Below are 20,914 nucleotides of genomic sequence, written 5' to 3' on the forward strand. Positions count from 1 at the left end.
GCGGATGGGTTCGTATCCTGCAGCCCGGAATATGTGCTTCCGCCAAAACGCCGCCGGCAGATCGGTTCCATGTGCTTATGCTCATGCCCCCCTCATGGCATGCATAATCCGCTCCGCATCACGGCCAACCCAGCCCAGCAGCGCCGAGCCGCGGCACGTTTGCCATGGCAGGCCCATAAAGTACACTCCCTGTACCGGGCCGATCCCCTTATCATGGAACGGCAGTCCTTGCGAGTCAAGTGCACCGGGTACATCAATCCAGCTGTAATCGGAGCGAAAGCCCGTCGACCAGATTACATTCGGGGCTTGCACCGACGTACCGTCCGCAAACCATAGCGCATCTCCTTGAACTCGGACAGCACGCGGCTTACGCTGTACGGTCCCCGCCTCGAGCAAATGCTTCAGCTCCAGACCATAAATGAGCTCCGGCCGGTTCCTCAGCCAAGCCCCTCTCCTCGTGGTTTTCTCCGCACGCAGCAAGCCCAGCTTATCAAAATACCAAAAAATACTTAGTCCCAGCACATAAAGCGGCTTAAAGCTCATGTCGTGTCCGACGGAAATGAACACTTGGCGATCCTTGGCCAGCTCGGCAGCGATTTGGGCACCCGAATTGCCTGCTCCTACCACCACAACCGGACCGTCCTTCAGCTGCGACGAGTTGCGGTAAGCGGACGAATGCACCTGATAAACTGCAGGAGAGAGCTCCTTGGCGAAGACGGGAATCGCCGGCCTTTGGAAAGGTCCTGTCGCAATCACTACTTGCTTCGCCTCGATCTCTCCTTGGTTCGTCTCTATTCGAAAGCCTTGTGACGTTTGCTGCAATCGGGTAACCTTCGTATGGAACTGAATCGGCAAATCGAAATTCTTTGCGTAGCTTTCTAAATAATCGGCTGCCTCATCCTTGGTGGGGAGACCGTCCGGCTTGCCGGGAAAGCTGTAACCAGGCAATTCGCTATACCTTCTCGGAGTAAAAAGAACCAATGAATCGTACCGATTTCGCCAAGTGTCCCCCACACGCGAGCCCGCATCCAAAATGACAAAGTCCTTGTTCTCTTGTTTCAAAAAATAACCCATGGCCAAGCCCGCTTGCCCGCCGCCTATAATGACGATATCTTTTTTCATCATCCTCACCTCTCATGCAAGTACTTGCTTGCACACATATCAAAAGGAAAGCTAGGGAGCTAAACCCCTAGCGAAAGTGATAACGCTATGGTGCAGAAACGACTGCGCATCAAGCTTCGTGACCCGGTCTCCGTAGACCGATTTGGAAACGTAGAAGCCCAGATTCATCCAAATAAAGGTCATCGCTTGCGATTCGATATCCGTCTTTCGCAGCAAGCCCTTCTGCTCCATCGTCGCGAAATATTCCATCAGGCTATCCCTGAATTCCTTAGGCACCAGGGCAGCCTTGGCGTCCAGCTCTTCGAAAGCGCCCGCTTCTCTTAGCGCGATCATGACCATGTCCCCGTGGTCCCGCATAAACTGCTGGTAGGCTTCGGCTACGGCGAGCAAGTCCTTCTCCAGCTCTAACTGGGCGCGGCCCAGGATTTGGCGAAACACCGGAACGTAAGAGTACTTATCCACCAAAGCGCTGACAATGCCTTTCTTGCTCCCAAAGTGCCGAAACAGGGTCGTTTCATTCACACCCGCTTCTTCAGCAATCGCCCGCGTAGTCACCGCCTTGAAGCCTTTCTTCCTCATTAAGGAGGCTGTCGCTTGAAGTATTCGGTCCCGCGTCTCTTCCATCGAACCCACCACCCATGCAAGTACTTGCTTACATTTTAAAATAAGTGCAGGCTGGATGTCAAGCCGGCCGGCGTGCAAAAAGACCTCCGCTCTACAGAAGCGAAGGTCACACTATGTACATCGGCAGCCCGAAGGCTGCCGCTCCATTTTATACGAGCAATGTCCGGCTGATAATCACCAGAAGAATGAACAAAACCAAGATCGCACCAGTTGAAGTAAATCCGCCTGCATATGTCATAGTTATCGTCCTCCTCTGTTGTGGTTTGGACTTACACTATATTTTATGCCGTGCCGATGATCATCGATTGGGTTCCTGCCTTGCCTGCACGAAATTGTGCGCCGACCTAACTTCAGTACAGTAATAAAACCAAAGGACTCTTTTTTATACAAGTATCGTTTGGGTGATGATCACCAGAAGAATGAACAGTACCAAGATCGCCCCTGTGGAAGTAAACCCGCCTGCGTATGTCATAGTTATCGTCCTCCCTTGGCTGTGTTTCAACTACGCTATATCCTATGCCCCTATTCAGGGTTTAGGAATGGGTGGATGCCCCGGGGGGCTTAGAAACGGGCGCAGCCTATTCAATTCTTTATCAGTTCGTCGAACGCTTTGGCGAATTTAATTTTGTCTTGCTTCCCTAATTGATTCACACCTCTTGCCCTGGTTGACATTTCTTCTTTCCCTTCGCTCGACTCTTGCTCGACCTCTTCTGAAGCTTCGTCTTTACTGTTGTTCTTCATCACGATTTGGTACAAGCCAACCTTTCTATCTTCCGTAAGTGCTTTCAACTCCCGGAGCAATTTCCCTACAGCGACAGGGCCTTTCCCCGTCTTCACATCCGTCCCGCTGACAGGATATAACTGGGCAGTGCCTTTATGAGTGCTATATGTACGCCCGTTGACTACGTACTCAATCTGTGAACTGGTGGCACCTCTACGGTGAGTAACTTTATTTCCAACCGGCTTATCCTCAGTATAGTTAGCAATATATTCATTGATCAGTGTCAGGTCAGCTGCCATGATGCTTTTCTTACAAAGCGAGAATAGCTCCTTGCTTGCTAGCTGCTTGTAATTTTTTCCGGCGTTTTCCAAAAAGTGTGTTTCGCTCGGTAAGCTCGCCGGGGTAAGCTCCAGCTTATCGGGGATGGATGAAGCCTCCTCTGCCTGCTCCTCCGATTCTTCCTCTTCTTGATGAAGCTTGCTGTTCATCTCTGCTTGGGCCTTTTCCGACTCCTTGGACCTCTGGATGGGAGGGGCCTCGTTCCTTTGATACAAAGCGCTAACATAGCGGCTCACCGCTTGATTTCCGTACGCCTTTTGCAATTGAGCGATGGAGGAAGAGGAAATCGCTGCCTGGGGTACGGGAACCGGTGCTTGTACCCGATTGGGGCTTAAGGCCGAATCAGCATGTGATTTGCGGTCAGCAGTCTTTACTTTTACGGATAACATCAATCCATCCCCTTTGGGTGAGATATTGTCCTCCTTATTTTACCATTATTTTTAGTTTACGACAGAATAAATCAACTCCAGCAGATCGGCCAGTTCTTGTTTGTCGTTTTCATATTACATACGCATCTGGTTTCGAAGCTGTCGATTGCTGTGATTTAGCTTTGGGTGCTTTAACTGACATGGGGCGAGAGTCTGCTGAACAAGGTGGGCTTCTGCTCTTGGAGTTTTGCGAATTACGGGGTGCTGGAGGAGCATCATGAGAGGGCCTGCATCCTGTTGTTTCGCAGAGGAATAGGATCGTTGTTGCCCTTCAATGACTACTATTGTATTAATCTTGTTTTATCTTGCTAATCTCAGATTCCACATGAAATAACCGCTTGTTCAGTACGTCCATACTATGATCGTGATGATTCAGTTCCTTCTTAATGAACTCTAAGCGATCATTCATCATACGAACGGCCTCAATCAACCGATTGTCTGCCTCTATGTTCTCTACATGCCTTGCCCGAATGTCTTGTTCCAATTTGGTGAAACGCTCGTTCATTTCGTTGCGCAGTCCGCCGATTTGCCCGTTCATTTCGTTACGCAATCCGCCGATTTGCTCGTTCATTTCATCCATCTTAGCCAGAATCAGCTTAAGCATCTCTTCCATCCCTACTCACCTCCCTCCTAAAAATAGTATATCATCGGAGGGCCGAGCCCGGCAATGATGCTAGACTCCGCCTCCTTTGGCATACATCAAAAGAGCCGCCGCCGCACGCTCCCGCCGCTCCGGGTCGTCACTTCGCAGCGCTTCCTTCAGCACACGGATGGCTTCAGCGATCGTTTCCCCGTCGACCAAAGGTGCGGTACTATGGGGAGTGCCTGCAGGTGTAAGCCACCGCTCCAGCTGCGCTTTCTCAAACGGCGCCTCGAACCGGGCAATCGGACGCGGATCCTGCAGGAGCAGCTGTACAGCCGGGCTCAGCTCCGCGACCGGGATCCGATGCAGCCACGTGACACCGCGGCGATGACAAGCTCCTTCCGCTTCCTTCTCCGGGTCTTCAACGTAGAAGTAGTCCCCTACATCCCCCAAATACGCTTCATGACCGTGCCCATGGAGAAGCACATAGTCGCCATCCTGCATGGTATAGACGAAGGTGTGGAGCTGCTCCAGTGCCTCCGGATGAACGGGATACACAGCGGAGCATCGCTCGCTGAGCTCATCCAAAGATACTCCCTCAAGATCACCGACTTCCCGCCAGCCGATACTGATATAATGCTCCTTCAAAAACTCGGATAGTCGTTCGCCACCCTCGCCAATAGCTTTTACTCCAAAAAGCCGCATCCGCACGCCCCCCCCCCCCGATTTTTTGCATAGAGTAGTATCTATTGTACCACATCCTTCCTCCACAAACGGACCAAGCATTCCCATCAACCGCACTTGGCTATACCATGGATTTCAATGCTATAATGGAAGTTAGAGCTTTTTGACCATGAAGAAGTAGGGTGATGAAATTGAACAATAAAGCCTTGGTTATATTCAGCGGGGGACAGGATAGCACAACATGCCTAGCTTGGGCTATGAAGCAGTTCGACGAGGTGCAGGCCGTGACGTTCGCTTACGGTCAGCGGCATAAAGCCGAAATCGACTGCGCGGTGGATATCACGAAGCAGCTCGGCATCCCGCATCACATTCTGGATCTTTCCTTGCTGAGCCAAATTGCACCGAATGCGCTGACGCGAAGCGATATGGAAATCGAGACGCCGGCGGACGGCGGAGTGCCGAATACGTTCGTAGACGGCCGGAACATGCTGTTCCTGACCTTCGCCGCCATTTTGGCAAAGCAGCTGGGCTATCATCATCTGGTGACCGGCGTGTGCCAGACGGATTTCAGCGGATACCCGGATTGCCGCGATGTATTCGTAAAGTCACTTGGCGTTACGCTGAATCTGGCGATGGATTACCCTTTCGTCATACACACCCCGCTCATGTGGCTGGACAAAAAAGAAACCTGGGCGCTCGCCGACGAGCTCGGATATTTCGATCTTGTTCGTGAGCAGACGCTTACCTGTTATAACGGTGTGATCGGCTCCGGCTGCGGTACGTGTCCAGCTTGCCACCTGAGACAAAAAGGATTGGATCTGTACTTGGCGGAGCGCAGCTAAGCGCGTCCTCCTTTTGACAAAAACTTAACAAATATGCCGACTTTTTTCCTGTAAAATGGTTATTTGTAAACCATTGTTCAATAAAGGGAGTGCCACATGATCCAAGAGACACCGCCGATCTACGAAAGCACACAGGTATTAGGGGAAAAAGCCGTTCTCGCCGCACTAGAGCAATCGCTTGCCATGATACAGTTTCATCCGGATGGAACGGTCCTGTGGGCTAATGATCTTTTTGCCCGAGCAATGGGGTATTCCGCAGCCGAGCTTCGCGGTATTCACCATCGGCAGTTCTGTACCCCGGAATATGCGACGAGTGCGGAATATGGTACACTTTGGCGGAATTTGCAGAGCGGCAATTTGTTTCAGGAAAAAATCGTACGTGTCGCGAAGAGCGGAGCCCTCCTCTCCCTCGAGGCAACCTATATGCCCATTCGGGATGAGCGCGGGGAGGTTACAGCCGTTCTGAAGGTCGCGACAGACATCACAGCAAGAGAAGCCGCAGCATCTGAAGTAACGACGGCATTGCAGCAGATGGCTGAGGATTTACTGCAGCGTACGGAGGAAGGCATTGAACGCAGCCGGCAGGTAGTCTCGGCGATTGAACGCGTGCTGGGAGAGAATGAAGCGAATCTGCAGGCTTTGCAGGAGCTGGAGAAGCGGACAAAGGAGATTGGCGGCATCGTGCAGACCATTCGCGATTTTGCATCGCAGACGAATCTGCTGGCATTGAATGCGGCGATCGAAGCAGCCCACGCCGGCGAGCACGGGCGCGGCTTCAACGTGGTAGCTACGGAGGTTCGCAAGCTGGCTAATCAGGTGCAGCTGGCGGTGGATGAGATTCAAGCCACCGTGGAGGGGATTGCCATGCAGGTCAGCCAGGTGGACAAGGGCACGAAGAGTTCCCAGCAGACTATCATTAGCAGCGAGCGGCAGATTCAGCAGGCCGTCGCCGAGTTCACAGGCATCAGTGAGGCGGCCGGTAAGCTGGAGGGGCAGGCTAAGGCGCTTAGCGAATTATTGTTGCTTTAGGAAAAAGATAAAGTCCGCTGCCTGTTTCTGGCAGCGGACTTCTTTTGTTTACTTCACATAGACAGGCTCCACGAACTCCAGCAGAAGGGTGGCATCGGACTTGGTAAACACTCCGTCGCCGTCGACATCAATGTTGGCTGTCTTTCCCTGCCCCATCCACTGCATAATCTCCTTCATGCTGATGACAGCACTCCCGCTCGCGTTTCTGAGCTCCTCCAGCGAATTTTTCACTTCGGAGACCGGGCGAACGACACCGGATTCATTCATAACAGGATAAGCCGTTACCGCATAGCTCCCCGCTCCGTTAGTTCCACGGAATGCCCCTTGCTCCAGACTGATCGTGACCTTATCCCATTTGTAGATGAGCCCATTCGTCCAAAGCTTAATGGTAGCAGGGTCCGTATACGCTGCCCCGCTTACAGTCACTTGGCGACCGTTCACAGCTAGTGTGATCCCTCCGCCGTAAGCAGCCTGATGGGCAATGGGCTGGTCAAACGTTAAGTAAGTGTAATACCCGGACGCATCCGTATGAGCGGACGATAGCGCAACGCCGGAGAGCTGCTGCCTGGTTACAAGGATGGAGTAGATCCGTGCAGGAACGGCTGGGTCCTCCGGCTGCAGCCGAACCTCTACGAGATTGCTGCCGTCCGCGAGCGGAAGCTCCGACTCCAGAGGCATCCACTCCCCGTGGCCGACCCTTACCGTGACCATAGAGCCTGGGGCCGTCCCGTAGGCATGCACACGCAGCTGTTCCACCGAGCTATTCACAGCAGAGCTGTACTGATAAATCTCAGGATGAAACGCTGGACTGAGGGTGCCCGTCGACAAGGACAATCCGGAAAGGTAACCTTCTCCTCCGAGTTTGGTCAGCTGCACGGTATACAGGCGTTCCGTACCGTCCTGTGCTTGTACCTTGATTTCTACCAAATTATTGCCGTTCTGTAGAGGCAGCTCGGTCCCCGGCGGCAAGTACGTACCTTGATTCACACGAACCATCGCATACGCATGCGGATCCTCCGGCTGAGGCCATGCATATACGCTGTACACTACACTGCTGACGGTTGCCTGATAGCTATAAATATCCCGCTGAAAGCTTGGGCTTACTGTCGGAACCGAAAGACCAAGTGTGCTTAAGGCCGCGTTACTGCTCTGACGAAGAATATGAATCGTATAAATGCGTTCCGTCCCATCTTGAGCCTTGACCTTAATATGTACGGTGTTACTGCCGACCTGCAGCGGTATCGGGCTTAGCCCGCCGGTGTAGCCTCCGCCGTTAATCTGAACTTCAAAGGTTGCTTGGGGATGTGCTGCCGATAGTTCCAGGCTAATCTGGTCCATGTCACTCCCTACTGTTCCTACATAAGAGATAGTGGAGCTGTTGAATCCCGGACTAAGCTCAACACCTGGGATCGACAGGCCGCTAAGGCTTGCGTCATTGCTGGTGCGAGTCACCACGACAGTGTATACCTTGGTATTCCCGTTCGGGGCGGTGACCTTCACCTCCAGGGTATTGGCGCCCGCTTGCAGCAAGAGCGGTGTATCGACGGGACCATACACTCCGCCGTTCATCCGGATTTCAGTCACAGCCATTTCATCATAAGCCGGTGCATACACGGTCAGCGTGTCCGTCTCATTCGGCACAATAGCGGAATAGGCGATCGTATCCCGGTCGAATAACGGGTTCAGCTCCCCAGTTGACAAGCTGAGTGTACTCAGGTCGGCAATGCCGCTTAGGCGTTCCACTTCAATGCTGTAGATCTTAATGGTGCCGTCCTCCGCCGTCACTTGAATTTCCACTGTATTGGCGCCGACCTCAAGCGGAAGCGAGGATGATACCGCCTGATATGTCCCTCCGTTCACTCGCACAAGAACGTTAGCATTCGAATCCGCCTTCGCTGGTGTTACTGTGATGCTCTCGTTGGCAACGGTCGCGGTATAGGAAGAAATGCCCGAAGAAAAGCCGGGTGACAGCTCCCCTGATGAGAGACTTAGCGAGCTTAGATTCGCATTGTTGCTTTTTCTAAGGACCATGATCGTGTAAATCTTAGGGGTACCGTCCTGGGCGGTTACCTTCACATTCACTGTGTTCATCCCTAGATTCAACGTAAAGTAGCTCATCGGTGAGGTATAGGGACTTCCGTTCACAGCCACGGCTACGGATGCGTCAGGGTGCGTTTTCACCGGCGTTACCTGCAGGCTGCCTGTAGAGAAAGGTACGGAAGCCGTATAAGAGGTCGTTGTTGAGGTGAAGGCCGGAGACAGCGTTCCGCTAGATAGCGTCAGACTGCTCAAGTCATTATTGGAGCTCCCCGCCCGATTGATAATGATTTGATACGTATGGGTAACCGCAGCATTCGCCGATGTCGCCACAATGGTAGTTGTTGTCGGACCGACAGGCAGATTGACCGTTGAGGCCGTTCCGTTGGTAAGTGCAACCCCGTTCAACGTCAATGTTGCCTTACTATCGGTTAGCACCGGTGTAACGTTCACAGAGGTTACTTCGTTTGGTACGTTCTGGGTGTAGTAATACACCCCGGGAGTAAATGCCGGACTTAGCGCACCTGTGGAAAGGGTTAGCCCTCTCAAGGACGCATCGTTCGACTGGGGGACGTGTATGTAGACGGTATAGGTTTTGGTCGTCCCATCTTGGGCGATCACCTTGACTTCAATCGTATTGGTACCGGTTGAAATGCCGAATTCCCCCGACGAGGTCCAATCCGGCAATCCAAGCCAGGATAGGAGCCCATTTACCCGATATTGCATCGTAGCCGTCGCGTCACTAAATCTTGCAGCAAAGTAATAGGTTGTCGTACCGCTTGGTGCATAAGCATGATACTCGGTAACATTCGGGGAGAACTCTGTTGTAAACGGATAAGGAGTTGAAAATCCCGCCAAATCGGCATTCGAGCTCACCGCCTCTGCGGGCTTCCCCAGTAATGCAAATACCGGCAAAAGCAGCAGCAGCAGCCATCCTATTCGTTTCATCTCATTAATTCACTCCATTCCTAAGCGCGATTGGTATAACACGGTAATTTGTCAATTGCCGTCGACATATAGTACGATTATACCATGTACTCGTTTTCCCAACATCATAGGAATGTAAAAAGCTTGCGGACGGGATGGTGCGGTGCCGCCTGGTACTTGTAAGCTCTTAAGTTAATCCACCACTCTCGCTACTGCATGTCCGCAGGTCGCGCAGGTGCCCTGCAGCAGCAGCCCGAACCGGTCTACCTCCACCGTGTAATCCTTCATTGTTACTTCCCCGAGGCATTTGCCGCAAAAAACATTGCTCAGCAGCCGTTTGCGAAGCAGCTCGGGAAGCTCCAGCCACTGCTTCATTGCCGCAAAGGAAATCGCCGGTTTCTCGCCGCTGCCCGCAGCCTCATTCCGCGAGCTCTGCTCGGCCCACTTCAGGCGGGAATACGACTGCTGAAGGATATAATGGAGATCCGGTAGCTCCCCCTCGGACTTGCGAACGATTGCCTCTAACCGTGCCTGATACAGACGATACCTCTCATCGGAATCATCCCCGCTAAGCTCCTGCATCAGCTCCTCGAACAGCTCGCCGATGAACAGACACATATCCTCGTCGAGATCGCCGTTTTCCTCCAAAAATCGGAACGCCGTCTCGATAATATACAGCTGCAGTTGAAACGGGTAAGGCGTCCCGCCGCCAAGCGATTTCATACTGGATAACAGCTGCTCCACTACAGATACTCGCTGCCGCGCTCTTCCTTTGGCAGGGAAGAACTCCTTCTCGATCTGATCGATGAACGCCTGCAGCATTCCCGCTACAGCCCGCTCGCCCTCAAGCTTCACCGTGACGATCGCCCGGATGTCCTTACTGCTTTTGATCGTATCGGTGAACAGGTCGATAATTTCCTCCTTCGAGAGCTTCTGCAGCTTTCTTTTCACCTCAGCCGTTGTCAAAATAGGCGTCTTTCCGCCGTTCTTCTTCGTAGTCATAACAATGAATGCCCTCCGATTCGTTAATAACTCTAGTTTACCTTATAAAAGAAGAACGGGTCTAGAAGAATCGTTGTTCTGCAGACATGGTAAAAAAGCACCGCTGCCCACGTAACTAACGTGAGCCCCGGTGCTTCCTGCCTTACTTCCGATTGCTGATGACCAAATGATACGTCTCCGTCAAACCTTCTGCGGTTACCGAGATGAAGGTCGAGCCATTCTTTAAGGCCTTCACCGTGCCGGTATCCGTTACCACGGCCATCTTCTCATGCTTACTCTCGAACGTTACGCCTTTCGTCAGTACACGCTCCGCTCCGCCCGCATAGTAGCCCGTCACCACGAGCTGGTCGGTCTCCCCTTCGGCCATGTACTGCTTGCCGGTAATCGCAATCCGCTCTAATGCCGGTACCGGTACGACCTTAACGGCTGCAGCCGCCTGCTTGCCGCCGTAGCTCGCCGTTACCGTGGCTTCGCCGGGCGCAGCCGCTGTAAGAACCCCTTCAGCGGTTACCGCCGCTACCCCCGGATCGGAGCTGGCGAAGCTTACGCCCTCCCGTAGAGTCGTCGTGCTGTCGTCGGAGTAGACCGCCGTCACACTCAGCTGCGCCGTATCGCCGGCCCACAGCTCCACCGGAGCCCCTAGCTCCAGCCGTTCAAGCGCCGCCGGTCCCGCGACGTTCAACGTCGCCTCCGCCTGCTGCCCGCCGTACTTGGCTGTCAGCTTCGCACTGCCTCCGGCAAGTGCTTTCACCGTCCCGTCCGCTGCCACAGCAGCTACGCTCTCCCGCGAGCTGCTGAAGGCAACCCCTGCCGTCAGCTGAGCCTCCGAGCCGTCGGAATACGTGCCGACGACGGTCAGCTTCCGCGTCTCGCCTGCGTTCAGCACCCCCGGCAGTCCTTCGAGGCGAAGACCGGTCAGCGTCAGTACCGTGCCGTTCAGCTTCACGATATTCATGTTGGCGTAATAGCTGTTCAGAATGCGGTCGTAGCTCCAGCCCTTGCTGCCCAGCATCGAAGCGCCGTATTGGCTCATTCCGACGCCGTGCCCGTTCCCTCCGCCGTAGAAGGTGACGCCGACCATCTGGCCGTTCGCATCCTTCTCCAGATCGAAAGCAGCGAAGGCGGAGGTCAAAATCGTCGGATTCTTCACCTGCATCGAGGCGTCATAGCCGGTCGAGCCGCCCTTGGCGCGGTGCAGAATAACGTCTGCTCCCAATGTGTACGTTTTTGAAGGACGGATGGTGAAGCGGATGTTGTACTCTTTAATAATTTTATAAGTGCCTGTCGTGCCTTCGATGACCAGCTCCGTCATGTTGCCGCCGGCTCCGCGCTTCGCTACGTACATATTCTTGAGCGTACCGATGCCCCCGGCGGGAATCGGTTTGCTGGCATAGCTGCCGTCCGGCTGCTTCGTCAGGATGAAGAGCGGATCCGCCGCCTGGCGTCCGGCCAGGTTGGCATTGACCGTGTTCTCCAGCTCCATCCTGCTTAGGGCTACCTTCCAGCGGAAATAATACGATTCGGAGTCATAGCCGGTCAGGCTCAAATTTTTGTAAAAAGCGTTCACCTGCTGTTCATCCTGCGTGTTGATCTGCAGCATCCGCGCCGGGTCAGCCGGATCATAGGTGTAGCTTTGCGCTACAAGATACGGGATCGGGGTGCCCGGGAACTGATTCGTGCCCGTGTCCGACCATACCTCATGCTTCGATGCCCCGTAGCCGCCCGAAGTCGAGTAGAACCTTGCATCCACAAGCTCGCCATTGCTCAGCATGATCATGCCGGACGTATCGTTGACCGCTTGCGTAGTCAGCACATGCTCCGCGCTGTTGTTGTATACCTGGCTCAAGGTGCTGTCATCAATATGAAAGCCTCGATCGGCGAAGCGGTTGCTCACGTAATCCGTCAGCGCGTACGTTCTCGCTGCAATCGCCTGTGCCCGTAACGCCTCCAGTCCGAAGGAAGCCGGCATTTCGCTCGGAACGACCTGATACAGGTACTGTTCCATGTTCACTTCATTGATCAGCTTCAGCGCCGTCTGCGACGAGGCTAGCGAAATCTCGAACATCCCGCGGTACTTCGGGTTGCCGTAAGCGCGCGTGAAGCTCATCGCCTGCATCAGCTCTCCCGGCTGGGCCGATTCAACATAAAGCCGATTCACCGTTCGATATACCTCCGAGCCTCCCTGCGTAAGTATGATTTGCCCGTTCGCGGTCTTGAAGGTCGCCGTCGTCCCGGCAGGAACGGCAAGCGCGGTGCCGGCTTTCTTATCGGTGACTCGCAGGCCGCCGACCGACTTCAGATCGATCTGAGGATGATCCAGCTGCTTCAGGTCCGAAATATCGGCAATGCTTCTGCGAATCCCTACCCGCATGACATCAACCGGAGTCTCTCCCTCGATGACAATCCGGAACACCTTGCCCGCACTGTTAAAAGCAAGCTTCACATTCCGCGCGCCCACCATGACGTCGCTGAGCGACTTCAGAACCGTCCGGTCGCCAAGCTGCTGCTCTACGGTATAAAAATCCGTCAGCTGGACGACGCCCCGCTCCTCCAGCTCCAGCGTCCGGCTGGACGCCGACTTCGCCAGCAGGCGGTCCTGTACCGGTACAGCCTGGGACGGGGTTACCGTCAGGACGAATTGCCCCCTAGCGCCGCCATACGTAGCGCTGATCACCGTTTCACCGGCGCTTCGTCCCTCCACCAGGCCGTCAGCCGTTACCTTCGCCACCTGCTCGTTCGAGCTGGCGTAGGCGATGCCGGCTGTTATGCCCGGCACCGGCTGGCCGTTGACCTTAAGCGCAGTCTGCGCAGCTTCACCGGCCGGAAGCGAGGCGGGGCCGCTAAGCTGTACGTCGTATACGGAAGCTGTGACCGCGGTCCCTTCCGCGCCGGGGGCCGTCGCCGCATACCCGCTCGTTGATTCGGCCGCCGCCAGTTTGAAAACGCCTTCAATCGGCAATGTACAAAGAACCGCCACAAGGACCATAGACAACCACTTACGTAACAACGGATGCATTCCATTAGCTCTTATCATCGATCTCCTGTCACTCTCCCGCAATGAAAGTTCGTTATGTACCGGAATTGTTTGGTCCCCTTTCCGAGGAACCGGAACCTCATCCAACATTTCCCTCCCCTCATTAAGGCTAATCATACTTTAAAATATTATTTTAGTAAATATGTAATATATGAAATTTTATTTCACATACAATTTCACCCCCATGCAAATACCCCCGGCCTGAAAACAGACGGGGGTAGTAAGGAATCGGTTCGTTACCATTCAAATCTCGTCAAAGAGGATGTAATTCTTTATAGATTGCCTGCTGCAGCGTGCTTTCGATTTTGAATTTATTGCCGATCTCTACTTTGCAATTCAGCATCAGCTTCGTCAAAGAAGCTTTGATCCCGGTAAGAATGACCGTGCATCCAAGCAGAGTAAGACCATCATGAATCCGAACCAAATGGCCGATGGCTTCAGGCTCAAAGATCAAAGCTCCCGACAAATCGATAACAATTTTTTGTATGGATTTGTACTCGACCTCTGCAAAGACCCGGTCTTCAATTTTGGTTAGCCTTTCTTCGTCAAGCGTGCCTATGAGCGGAAGAACGGCTACTTGGCTGAGAATGGGAATTAAGGGTACCGTTAACTCATCAATAATTTGCCGCTGCGTTCGTAAGGTTTCATCTCTATATTTCGTAAAGCTCACGTTAAAATGAATGATGAAATTATCCAGCGCTTCGCTGATCCGATCCGATAATTCGAAAACCTCTATCGCGGAAATATTTTTATTTACATGATAGTACCGGAGAAACGACCACATGACTTTTCGAAGCGAGTAGAACCACTCCATTTTTGAAATGATGGGAATGTCCGATTTGGCCCACGCAATCCCTCGTTCTTGTGCAAGCTGAATAATTTCCTGCGTCAAGCCTTTGTGGATTAAATTCAGTATTTGATTAGCGTGGTCCAGCAAATCCTTTGCCGAAACCAGCTTCGATTGAGACACTACTTGAAAGGTATTGCTCGCTGCAAGCTCCAATTGCCTATTGAACGCTTCCCGATTCAGCTCAAAAAATTGTTGCACATCATCCGCTAATTTCAATTCGGTCATCGTGAATTGTTCCCCCAAATCCGGTGTAGAGACAGGTAGTCTTAAAGTAAATTCCGTTCCTATGCCTTCCGTACTATCCACTAGAACTTGTCCGCCATGCTCGTGAAAGGTTGCATACACTTGGGCTAAGCCAAGACCATTACCGACATCGCCTTTTGTCGTAAAGAAGGGGGTCCCTAACAACCCCAGCTTCTCTTTGGGAATTCCTTTCCCTGTATCTCTAATAATGAAATGGACAAACCCTTCTTTTTCATAATGTTCAAGACAAATGCGTCCATCCCCGTCAATGGCCTCAAAGGCATTCTTAATCAAATTAAAAAAAGCCCTCTTCAGCTGGTTGCTTTTGCCGCGAATTTTGGCACTCGTATTGTGAAATTTTTTTTCAACTTGTACACGATACATTTCATTTTGGAAGAGAGAAAGCGTATTTTCTACTAATACGCATACGGATATATAACTTTCTCTTTCTTCCACTAAGTTGGGCTTGGCAACCGTAAGCAGATTTTGTACCGTATTGATGGCTTGATCCAATTCCGTGTTGATGATGTCCCAATAACGGCTGTCATGCTCCTTTTGAAGCAGCTGCATAAATCCTTTGACTGCCGTCAGCGGATTCCTAATTTCATGTGCGATCCCAGCAGATATTTGGCCTATCGTAGCCAATCTGTGATTTGTTTCCTCCCGGTTGTTGTCCGTCTTCACGTTTCGTTCACCCGCTTAGCTGGATCTAGTAAGCTTCTACCTATCTAACTTATGTTATTAACCGAATGTCGCTCCTCTGAAACAGGGATCACAGATTTGGCTTTTCCGAGGCTATGCGCCGAGATCCGGCCCGGATTCCCGGGGGCCTTTCACTCGAATACCGGCCGCGGCGATGTGACAGGGGAGCTGCTCATAAGCCCCCAGCGTCTCGATGATCGGATACAGCTCCTGCAGAGCCCCCTCCGACAGCTTGCCGAGCATGGAGGTTTTCACCATGTCTCTTGCCGTGACGCCGGAGAATGCTTTGGCATACCGGTTCGTTGGCAGCACCGCCGTAATGCCGATGGCGTAATTGGCTGCGGAGAACGGCGTGTCCCCGCCGAGCAGAATCTCACCGGCATGCTGAACGAGCCCGAGCACCTGCCGCTGAAACGAATCCTGACCGGTTATCATCAGATGCTCCGGCGCGAACGTATCCACGATGCTGCAGCCGCTGCTCACATCCGGTGCAACGACGATTGCTCCCTTGCCCTCCGGGCCGAACACCTGCTGCAGGTAGCTGCGCCTGGGTTCCTCGGTCTCAGCTATCCGAAGCCGCAGCGCCTCCTCGACCCATTTCGCCAGCTCCATCGATGTCGTAACCAGCAGGGCTGCCGAATCCGCTCCATGCTCCGCTTCACTGATCAGGTCGCAGGCGAGCTTCACCGGATCCGCCGTTTCATCGGCGATGATCGCACATTCCGTCGGTCCGAGGCCGAGGGCACTCTTCTTCCCATAGGTCATCGCTACGCTCATCGCCGCCGCAATGCCGCCCGGCCCCGGACCGAAGATGCCGTCCGCCTCGGGAACCGTCTCGGTGCCTACGGCGAAGCCGGCTATGACCGCGACGCCATTGCCGACCACAAACGTGTCTGCCCCCGCCAGCTTGGCCCCGGCGACCGTTCCCGGATCCGGCAGGCCGTTCGCCAACGGCGGCATGCCGACGACAATGCTGCCGACCCCGGCGACCTTGGCTGCAGCGACCAGCATGAGCGCCGTAGAGACGAGCGGTCCCTTCCTCGCAGGGATCCAAATGCCCACACGGCTAAGCGGCGTAACCTTTTCCCCGACGATGGTGCCGGGGCGGAGCTCCTTTTCCCAAGATACCGGAAGCAGCTCCTGATTCACCTGCCGAATATGCAGGATCGCGCGCTCGACCGCCGACCGCATAGCCGGCGAGAGTGAAGCAAGGCACTCCTCCACATAGGCTTCCGAAACCCGCAGGTCCGTAAGTCCGACCTGATCATGCCGAAGCGTTCGGCTGCGAACGGCTGCATCCCCGTCCCGGGTTACCTCGTCGAAGATGTCCAGCACCCCCGCCAGCATTTCTCTGCCGAACAGTACCTTATGATCCTGCAGCCGCTGCTCCAGCGCCTCCTGCTCCGACGGCCAAACATAACTTAGTTGATTCATTGATCTCTTGCCTCCATTCGGTAGGATTGAAAAACAAAAAGAGCCATGCAGGTAGAAAAAATACCCACATGACTCTTCCTTCAAGTCCGCAGGTACAACGCCAAGAAGCGTTCATCCCTGCGGAATATCCGCGGTACGAACGCTTACGTATGATGATGCCTGCAGGAGCTGAACAACATGTCGATCCACTTGCGTGAGGTAACGGCGACCATTCGTGTCAGCCTCCTTTGTGTAAGTTGTAGGCTATTATATAGCATCCGAAGGAGGATTGTAAATAGCTTCCATGCAAACTAGTTGTTTAACTGTCTTGCCTCAGTCTCATGCCTTCGGCAAACAGCTCGTAACGTTGTTTACCGCTGCCCTTGGATTGATACATCGCTATGTCCGCCGCTCTGAGCAGGGTATCGATCTCTTGTCCGTCGCGCGGACAGCAGCTGATTCCAATGCTTGAGGAAATATATACTTCCTCCGCCGGAAACTTCACAGGAACTGTTCGGAACGAGTGGATGATGCGGTCGGCTACACCCCGTATAGCTTCCTCCGAATCGGCACTTGTCAATAGTACAATAAACTCATCCCCTCCCAGGCGGGCAACGGTATCCTGATCGGTTACAGCATCCTGCAGTCTTTCCGCAACCTGCTTCAGCAGTTCATCCCCGGCTTGATGCCCAAGATGATCGTTGATCCTTTTGAAGTCGTCCAGATCAATGAGCAGCACCGCGAACATAGACAGCTTGCCTTCTCTTAGAAGCCGAACGGCTTGCGCCATTCGGTCATAGATCAGTATACGATTGGCCAATCCGGTTAGCGGGTCGTGATAAGCCAGGAAAGCAACCTTCTTCTCATTGGCCCTTTGCTCCGTAATATCTCGCGCGATATAGACCTGAAGCTGTTGATCGTCAAAATCAAGGAAGCCATTGTCCCATGTAACGATACGGATGTCCCCGTTCTTGGTCTGCAGCTCGATTTCCTGTTGCTTGACAAGCTCTCGACGCTCAAAGCGAAGCTGGTATTCCTGCAGCCGCTGCTCCCGTATCGAATCGGGAAACAGGTCGGTTATCCGGTTTTCTTTGGGCTTTATATTCACATCATTCAACATGTGCCGGGCAGCCGGATTCGCTTCCACAATCATGCCGCTCGCATCCGTAATCACAATTCCGAAGGTAGAATGCATGTGCAGCATTTCGTAGATTTGAAGCTGATAGGGGAAAAAATTGTGTTTCACCATAACGATCCGAAACGACCAGCTCCAGAAGAGAGAAGCAATGAGACCCAGCTCCGGAATTTCGCCGTGTTTGAGATGTGAGATAAGTCCGGCCTCGGCAGCGGTTAGGAAGCCGGCGAGCATACTGGCTGCCGCAAGATAAAGCATGTTTCTAAATTTCTCGATTTCTTCGGCGGTCTTGGCTCTCTTCTTACCCAAGTAGAGGAGCAGGATGCCGGCCAGCGTCATGAGCAGCATGTAAACGTTATAGTAATAGTATCCGTAGCCCTTGATGGGTCTAAGCCAGGCACCCTCAACATATCCGCCGCTAATTAGCGAGTCCGTGAAAACGGACAATACGAAAACAACGGAAAAAGGGAGGTAGCCCATTGCCTGTAAGAGCCATCGAGGAACCTTGTTCTCGGTCTTGGTCACTTTAAGATAGAATCGTATGGAGAAATAAAGGGTAACGACAGACATGGGAAACGTGCCCCATCGATAGATGAGAACCCCCTGCTCGGCAGGAAGTATGTAGGCAAGGTACTGAAAGACATGCTGTAGGGCAAAACATAAGAGCAGCGTACAAAAAATCCGGTTCGTAGTGCTGTCCTTATTACGCATGAGAATATCGGCTATAAGATAAAATAGGAAAAACGTCGGGGCGATATAAAGGAAAAAAGCAATAAGGACCTGGTTACCCGGCAAAATTTCCGACCACCCTTTTCTGGAAATGGAATCGATGTTGCTCTATTCATTCTTTTAACCGGGCCAAAGAGCATGCAAAAAAAGTCGAAATTCGTCAAAATCTAAAACAATTATATCAATTCCTTTTGTTTTTTTTCAATTGTCTATCTATGGCATTTCATCCTGTTCCACTAGAAATAGAAAAAAAGCAGACAGCCGCAGCCATCCGCTCACTTTCCTACGCCTCCTGCAGCTCCTTAGTCCTCGCAAGCTGCATCAGCAAATAAAAATCCGCCGCCAGCGCCACAACCATGATCAGGTTCACCGTCCGCAGGGAGAAGAACGTTATCACACCGGAGCCCATGACGATGAGCGTGATCCAGATATGCGATGAGCTCATGGTAAAACGCACATGCTGCGAGATGAAGGAGAACCCCCAGCGGAACCGTACGATCAACGCTACGATCCCTGAAGTAATGACAATGGAGACGGCCTGAAGGACATAGTTGACCGGACCCATTGCCATGATGTCCGCCATCGTCGTCAGCCCGGAGGCGACGCCCCCCCATGCCATCAACGTTTGCAGCAGGCCGTACCCGATGTAGCCGATCAGCGTGACCATCAACACTTGTGTGTAGCGAAGACCGAACAGCATTTTGATTGCGAGAAAAAATAAAACGTACATCAGCAGCGGCTTAAAGGGCTCCAGCACAGGCGCGCTGCGGATAAAGAAAGAAGCGACGCTCATCGGAATCGATAACAGCAAAAGCGGACGTCCGTATCTTAAAAACTTAAAGCGAAACACAGCCAGCATAAGCGCGAACATACTTAGGATCTCCAGCGTGGAGAGTACAATCGGCAGGCACACCTTCACCCACATTTCACCCACTCCTTTCCAGATACCCGCACACCGCTCGTTAAGGCCCGCCGGCCGCTCCCAGCTCGCTAATCTGCTGCCGGGCCGAAGCGACATATCTGCTTTCATACTGGAACTGCTCCTCCAGCTCCTTCAAGAACCCGCCATAGCTTTCCAGCGGCCGCTGACCATAGATGAATCTCCACAGCTCCTGCTCGATATACCGCTTGGCGTCGTCCAAGCGAAACCCCTCCGGGGGCTGGATCAAGCCGTCATAGATGGAAATGAACGGCTGCCTTGCCGCCATCGTGAAATCCGCTTCACGCTCCGGAAATTTCGTTCTAAGGTAGCCCATCTCGTCCCGTCCCGTCAACTGATAGGCGTATCCCAGCGTTTCCTTCAAAATTTCGTTCACGACAATCTTCCCGTTCGTCTCGGTATAGTGCTTGCCCGGCAGACCGTACATCACGAGCTTGTTCCCCTCCGGGGTGGAGACGTAATTCAGGAGCTGAATGATCTTGTTCAGCTTCACCTTGTCGTTGCCGACGGACTTGGGAATGACAAGAATACTATCGGAGACGTCCTTCGCATACGCATACCTGTCGCCGCTTGGCCCCTGCGGTGGATCGATCGGAATCCAATGCGCGTTCGCGTTCACCTTAAGATACTCTTCCTGGTACCAATTCGGCCAATTGAAATAAAACAGGCCGAGCTGCCCCTGCAGCGCCTTCTCCTTGTGCTGCAGGCTCGTATTGGAGACAATGCCGGGATCCACTCCCTTCGTCTCGAAGATCGAGCGGATGTAAGAAAGTGCTTGGGGCGTCGCCGGATCGTACAGCGAATTGATGAGCTTGTTGCCTTTAATATAGAAAGAGCCAGGATACGTCGTGCCAAAGGCGCCGAAGAGCGGCCCCAGCGCCTGATTCGGCCTTCCGCTGAACCCGTACGTGTCCTTCCGGCCGTTGCCGTCGGGATCCCTCTCGGCCATCGCCTTAACTACCGCGAGGAACTCTTCTGTCGTCCGGGGAACGTTCAGCTTCAGCTTCTCCAGCCAATCCTGCCGGATCCAAAAGCTGTATTGATAAGCGGTTTCCGTTCTGGGCAAGCCGTAGACACCGCCTCCGGCCTCCGCCAGCTGCAGCCTCTCCTTGCCGACCATCTGCAGGGCCGGCTCAAGCAAATCCAAATACGGCGACAGGTCGAGCAGTAACTGTTGTTTGCTATACTGAACGAATTCCTGACGGTTTCCGATGCTGAACAAATCCGCATTGGAGCCTGTCGCCATCCCCATCTTCAGCTGGTTCGCATAATCCTCGGGAAGAAACGTGCGGATCGTCAAATCGATGCCCAGCTTCTTGTCGAGCTCCTGCTTGATGGGATCCTCCTTCGGGTCGGGAAGGGGTCTGGTGCCGATCATATGGACCGTAATCTTCACCCGTTCCTGCACCGGCTTCGGTTCGGATTCCTTGCTGCAGGATGCGGTCAAACAGGCAGCGGCCAAAAGCAATGCGATCGGGCTATACACTCTGCGGGTCAATGCTCGCTCCAATAGGCTCGTCCCCTTCTGCT

General features: G+C 53.2%; 17 protein-coding genes. 2 read left to right on the forward strand and 15 right to left on the reverse strand.

What is annotated here, in order from left to right; genetic code table 11:
• Positions 1-81 precede the first annotated feature (81 nt).
• From QMO62_RS14390 to QMO62_RS14420, 7 genes are all read right to left on the reverse strand, one after another.
• Complete coding sequence (locus QMO62_RS14390; protein WP_372516675.1) at positions 82-1,125, reverse strand: flavin-containing monooxygenase; 1,044 nt, start codon at positions 1,123-1,125, stop codon at positions 82-84.
• 48 nt (positions 1,126-1,173) lie between these two features.
• Positions 1,174-1,746: a TetR/AcrR family transcriptional regulator gene (locus QMO62_RS14395; RefSeq protein WP_284641925.1), complete on the reverse strand. Its 573-nt coding sequence runs from the start codon at positions 1,744-1,746 to the stop codon at positions 1,174-1,176.
• A gap of 148 nt (positions 1,747-1,894) precedes the next feature.
• Entirely contained in the window at positions 1,895-1,984 is a 90-nt protein-coding gene (locus QMO62_RS14400; protein WP_284641927.1) for a YjcZ family sporulation protein, read from the reverse strand.
• 144 nt (positions 1,985-2,128) lie between these two features.
• Entirely contained in the window at positions 2,129-2,218 is a 90-nt protein-coding gene (locus QMO62_RS14405; protein WP_284641929.1) for a YjcZ family sporulation protein, read from the reverse strand.
• Between the two features lie 110 nt (positions 2,219-2,328).
• Complete coding sequence (locus QMO62_RS14410; protein WP_284641931.1) at positions 2,329-3,195, reverse strand: hypothetical protein; 867 nt, start codon at positions 3,193-3,195, stop codon at positions 2,329-2,331.
• A 328-nt stretch (positions 3,196-3,523) separates the two neighbouring features.
• Positions 3,524-3,847 carry a hypothetical protein gene (locus QMO62_RS14415; protein ID WP_284641933.1) on the reverse strand — a complete coding sequence of 108 codons (324 nt, stop codon included), beginning with the start codon at positions 3,845-3,847 and terminating at the stop codon, positions 3,524-3,526.
• Positions 3,848-3,907: 60 nt separating this feature from the next.
• Positions 3,908-4,522 carry a DUF8426 domain-containing protein gene (locus QMO62_RS14420; protein ID WP_284641934.1) on the reverse strand — a complete coding sequence of 205 codons (615 nt, stop codon included), beginning with the start codon at positions 4,520-4,522 and terminating at the stop codon, positions 3,908-3,910.
• 164 nt (positions 4,523-4,686) lie between these two features.
• On the opposite strand from QMO62_RS14420, the gene queC reads away from it, so the two are divergent.
• Positions 4,687-5,343: a 7-cyano-7-deazaguanine synthase QueC gene (queC, locus tag QMO62_RS14425; RefSeq protein ID WP_284641936.1), complete on the forward strand. Its 657-nt coding sequence runs from the start codon at positions 4,687-4,689 to the stop codon at positions 5,341-5,343.
• A gap of 96 nt (positions 5,344-5,439) precedes the next feature.
• On the forward strand, positions 5,440-6,372 hold the full coding sequence (locus QMO62_RS14430; RefSeq protein WP_284641938.1) for a methyl-accepting chemotaxis protein: 933 nt from the start codon (positions 5,440-5,442) through the stop codon (positions 6,370-6,372).
• 48 nt (positions 6,373-6,420) lie between these two features.
• On the opposite strand, the gene QMO62_RS14435 is transcribed toward QMO62_RS14430, so the two are convergent.
• From QMO62_RS14435 to QMO62_RS14470, 8 genes are all read right to left on the reverse strand, one after another.
• Positions 6,421-9,357, reverse strand: coding sequence for a cadherin-like beta sandwich domain-containing protein (locus tag QMO62_RS14435; RefSeq protein WP_284641940.1), 2,937 nt, complete (start codon positions 9,355-9,357; stop codon positions 6,421-6,423).
• A 171-nt stretch (positions 9,358-9,528) separates the two neighbouring features.
• On the reverse strand, positions 9,529-10,338 hold the full coding sequence (locus QMO62_RS14440) for a hypothetical protein (RefSeq protein ID WP_284641942.1): 810 nt from the start codon (positions 10,336-10,338) through the stop codon (positions 9,529-9,531).
• 142 nt (positions 10,339-10,480) lie between these two features.
• Positions 10,481-13,345: a SpoIID/LytB domain-containing protein gene (locus tag QMO62_RS14445; RefSeq protein ID WP_284641943.1), complete on the reverse strand. Its 2,865-nt coding sequence runs from the start codon at positions 13,343-13,345 to the stop codon at positions 10,481-10,483.
• A 280-nt stretch (positions 13,346-13,625) separates the two neighbouring features.
• The gene (locus QMO62_RS14450; protein WP_284641944.1) at positions 13,626-15,149 is read right to left on the reverse strand and encodes an ATP-binding protein; all 1,524 of its coding nucleotides are present in this window, start codon (positions 15,147-15,149) and stop codon (positions 13,626-13,628) included.
• A 111-nt stretch (positions 15,150-15,260) separates the two neighbouring features.
• Positions 15,261-16,601, reverse strand: a complete 1,341-nt coding sequence (gene hisD / locus QMO62_RS14455) for a histidinol dehydrogenase (RefSeq protein WP_284641946.1) — start codon at positions 16,599-16,601, stop codon at positions 15,261-15,263.
• Between the two features lie 298 nt (positions 16,602-16,899).
• Positions 16,900-18,285 (reverse strand): sensor domain-containing diguanylate cyclase, encoded by a 1,386-nt coding sequence (locus QMO62_RS14460; protein WP_284641947.1) that lies wholly within the window; start codon positions 18,283-18,285, stop codon positions 16,900-16,902.
• 442 nt (positions 18,286-18,727) lie between these two features.
• Entirely contained in the window at positions 18,728-19,474 is a 747-nt protein-coding gene (locus QMO62_RS14465) for a hypothetical protein (RefSeq protein ID WP_284641949.1), read from the reverse strand.
• Positions 19,407-20,894 carry an extracellular solute-binding protein gene (locus QMO62_RS14470; RefSeq protein WP_284641951.1) on the reverse strand — a complete coding sequence of 496 codons (1,488 nt, stop codon included), beginning with the start codon at positions 20,892-20,894 and terminating at the stop codon, positions 19,407-19,409. The genes QMO62_RS14465 and QMO62_RS14470 overlap by 68 nt, the downstream gene beginning before the upstream one ends.
• Between the last annotated feature and the right edge of the window lie 20 nt (positions 20,895-20,914).

It is taken from the genome of Paenibacillus silviterrae, from assembly GCF_030167925.1.
Taxonomy (GTDB): domain Bacteria; phylum Bacillota; class Bacilli; order Paenibacillales; family NBRC-103111; genus Paenibacillus_G; species Paenibacillus_G silviterrae.

Coding starts and splice junctions, on each gene's coding strand:
- QMO62_RS14390 (WP_372516675.1), bottom strand. CDS start 1,125: ATGATGAAAAAAGATATCGTCATTATAGGCGGCGGGCAAGCGGGCTTG.
- QMO62_RS14395 (WP_284641925.1), bottom strand. CDS start 1,746: ATGGAAGAGACGCGGGACCGAATACTTCAAGCGACAGCCTCCTTAATG.
- QMO62_RS14400 (WP_284641927.1), bottom strand. CDS start 1,984: ATGACATATGCAGGCGGATTTACTTCAACTGGTGCGATCTTGGTTTTG.
- QMO62_RS14405 (WP_284641929.1), bottom strand. CDS start 2,218: ATGACATACGCAGGCGGGTTTACTTCCACAGGGGCGATCTTGGTACTG.
- QMO62_RS14410 (WP_284641931.1), bottom strand. CDS start 3,195: ATGTTATCCGTAAAAGTAAAGACTGCTGACCGCAAATCACATGCTGAT.
- QMO62_RS14415 (WP_284641933.1), bottom strand. CDS start 3,847: ATGGAAGAGATGCTTAAGCTGATTCTGGCTAAGATGGATGAAATGAAC.
- QMO62_RS14420 (WP_284641934.1), bottom strand. CDS start 4,522: ATGCGGCTTTTTGGAGTAAAAGCTATTGGCGAGGGTGGCGAACGACTA.
- queC (WP_284641936.1), top strand. CDS start 4,687: ATGAAATTGAACAATAAAGCCTTGGTTATATTCAGCGGGGGACAGGAT.
- QMO62_RS14430 (WP_284641938.1), top strand. CDS start 5,440: ATGATCCAAGAGACACCGCCGATCTACGAAAGCACACAGGTATTAGGG.
- QMO62_RS14435 (WP_284641940.1), bottom strand. CDS start 9,357: ATGAAACGAATAGGATGGCTGCTGCTGCTGCTTTTGCCGGTATTTGCA.
- QMO62_RS14440 (WP_284641942.1), bottom strand. CDS start 10,338: ATGACTACGAAGAAGAACGGCGGAAAGACGCCTATTTTGACAACGGCT.
- hisD (WP_284641946.1), bottom strand. CDS start 16,601: ATGAATCAACTAAGTTATGTTTGGCCGTCGGAGCAGGAGGCGCTGGAG.
- QMO62_RS14460 (WP_284641947.1), bottom strand. CDS start 18,285: ATGTCTGTCGTTACCCTTTATTTCTCCATACGATTCTATCTTAAAGTG.
- QMO62_RS14465 (WP_284641949.1), bottom strand. CDS start 19,474: ATGAAAGCAGATATGTCGCTTCGGCCCGGCAGCAGATTAGCGAGCTGG.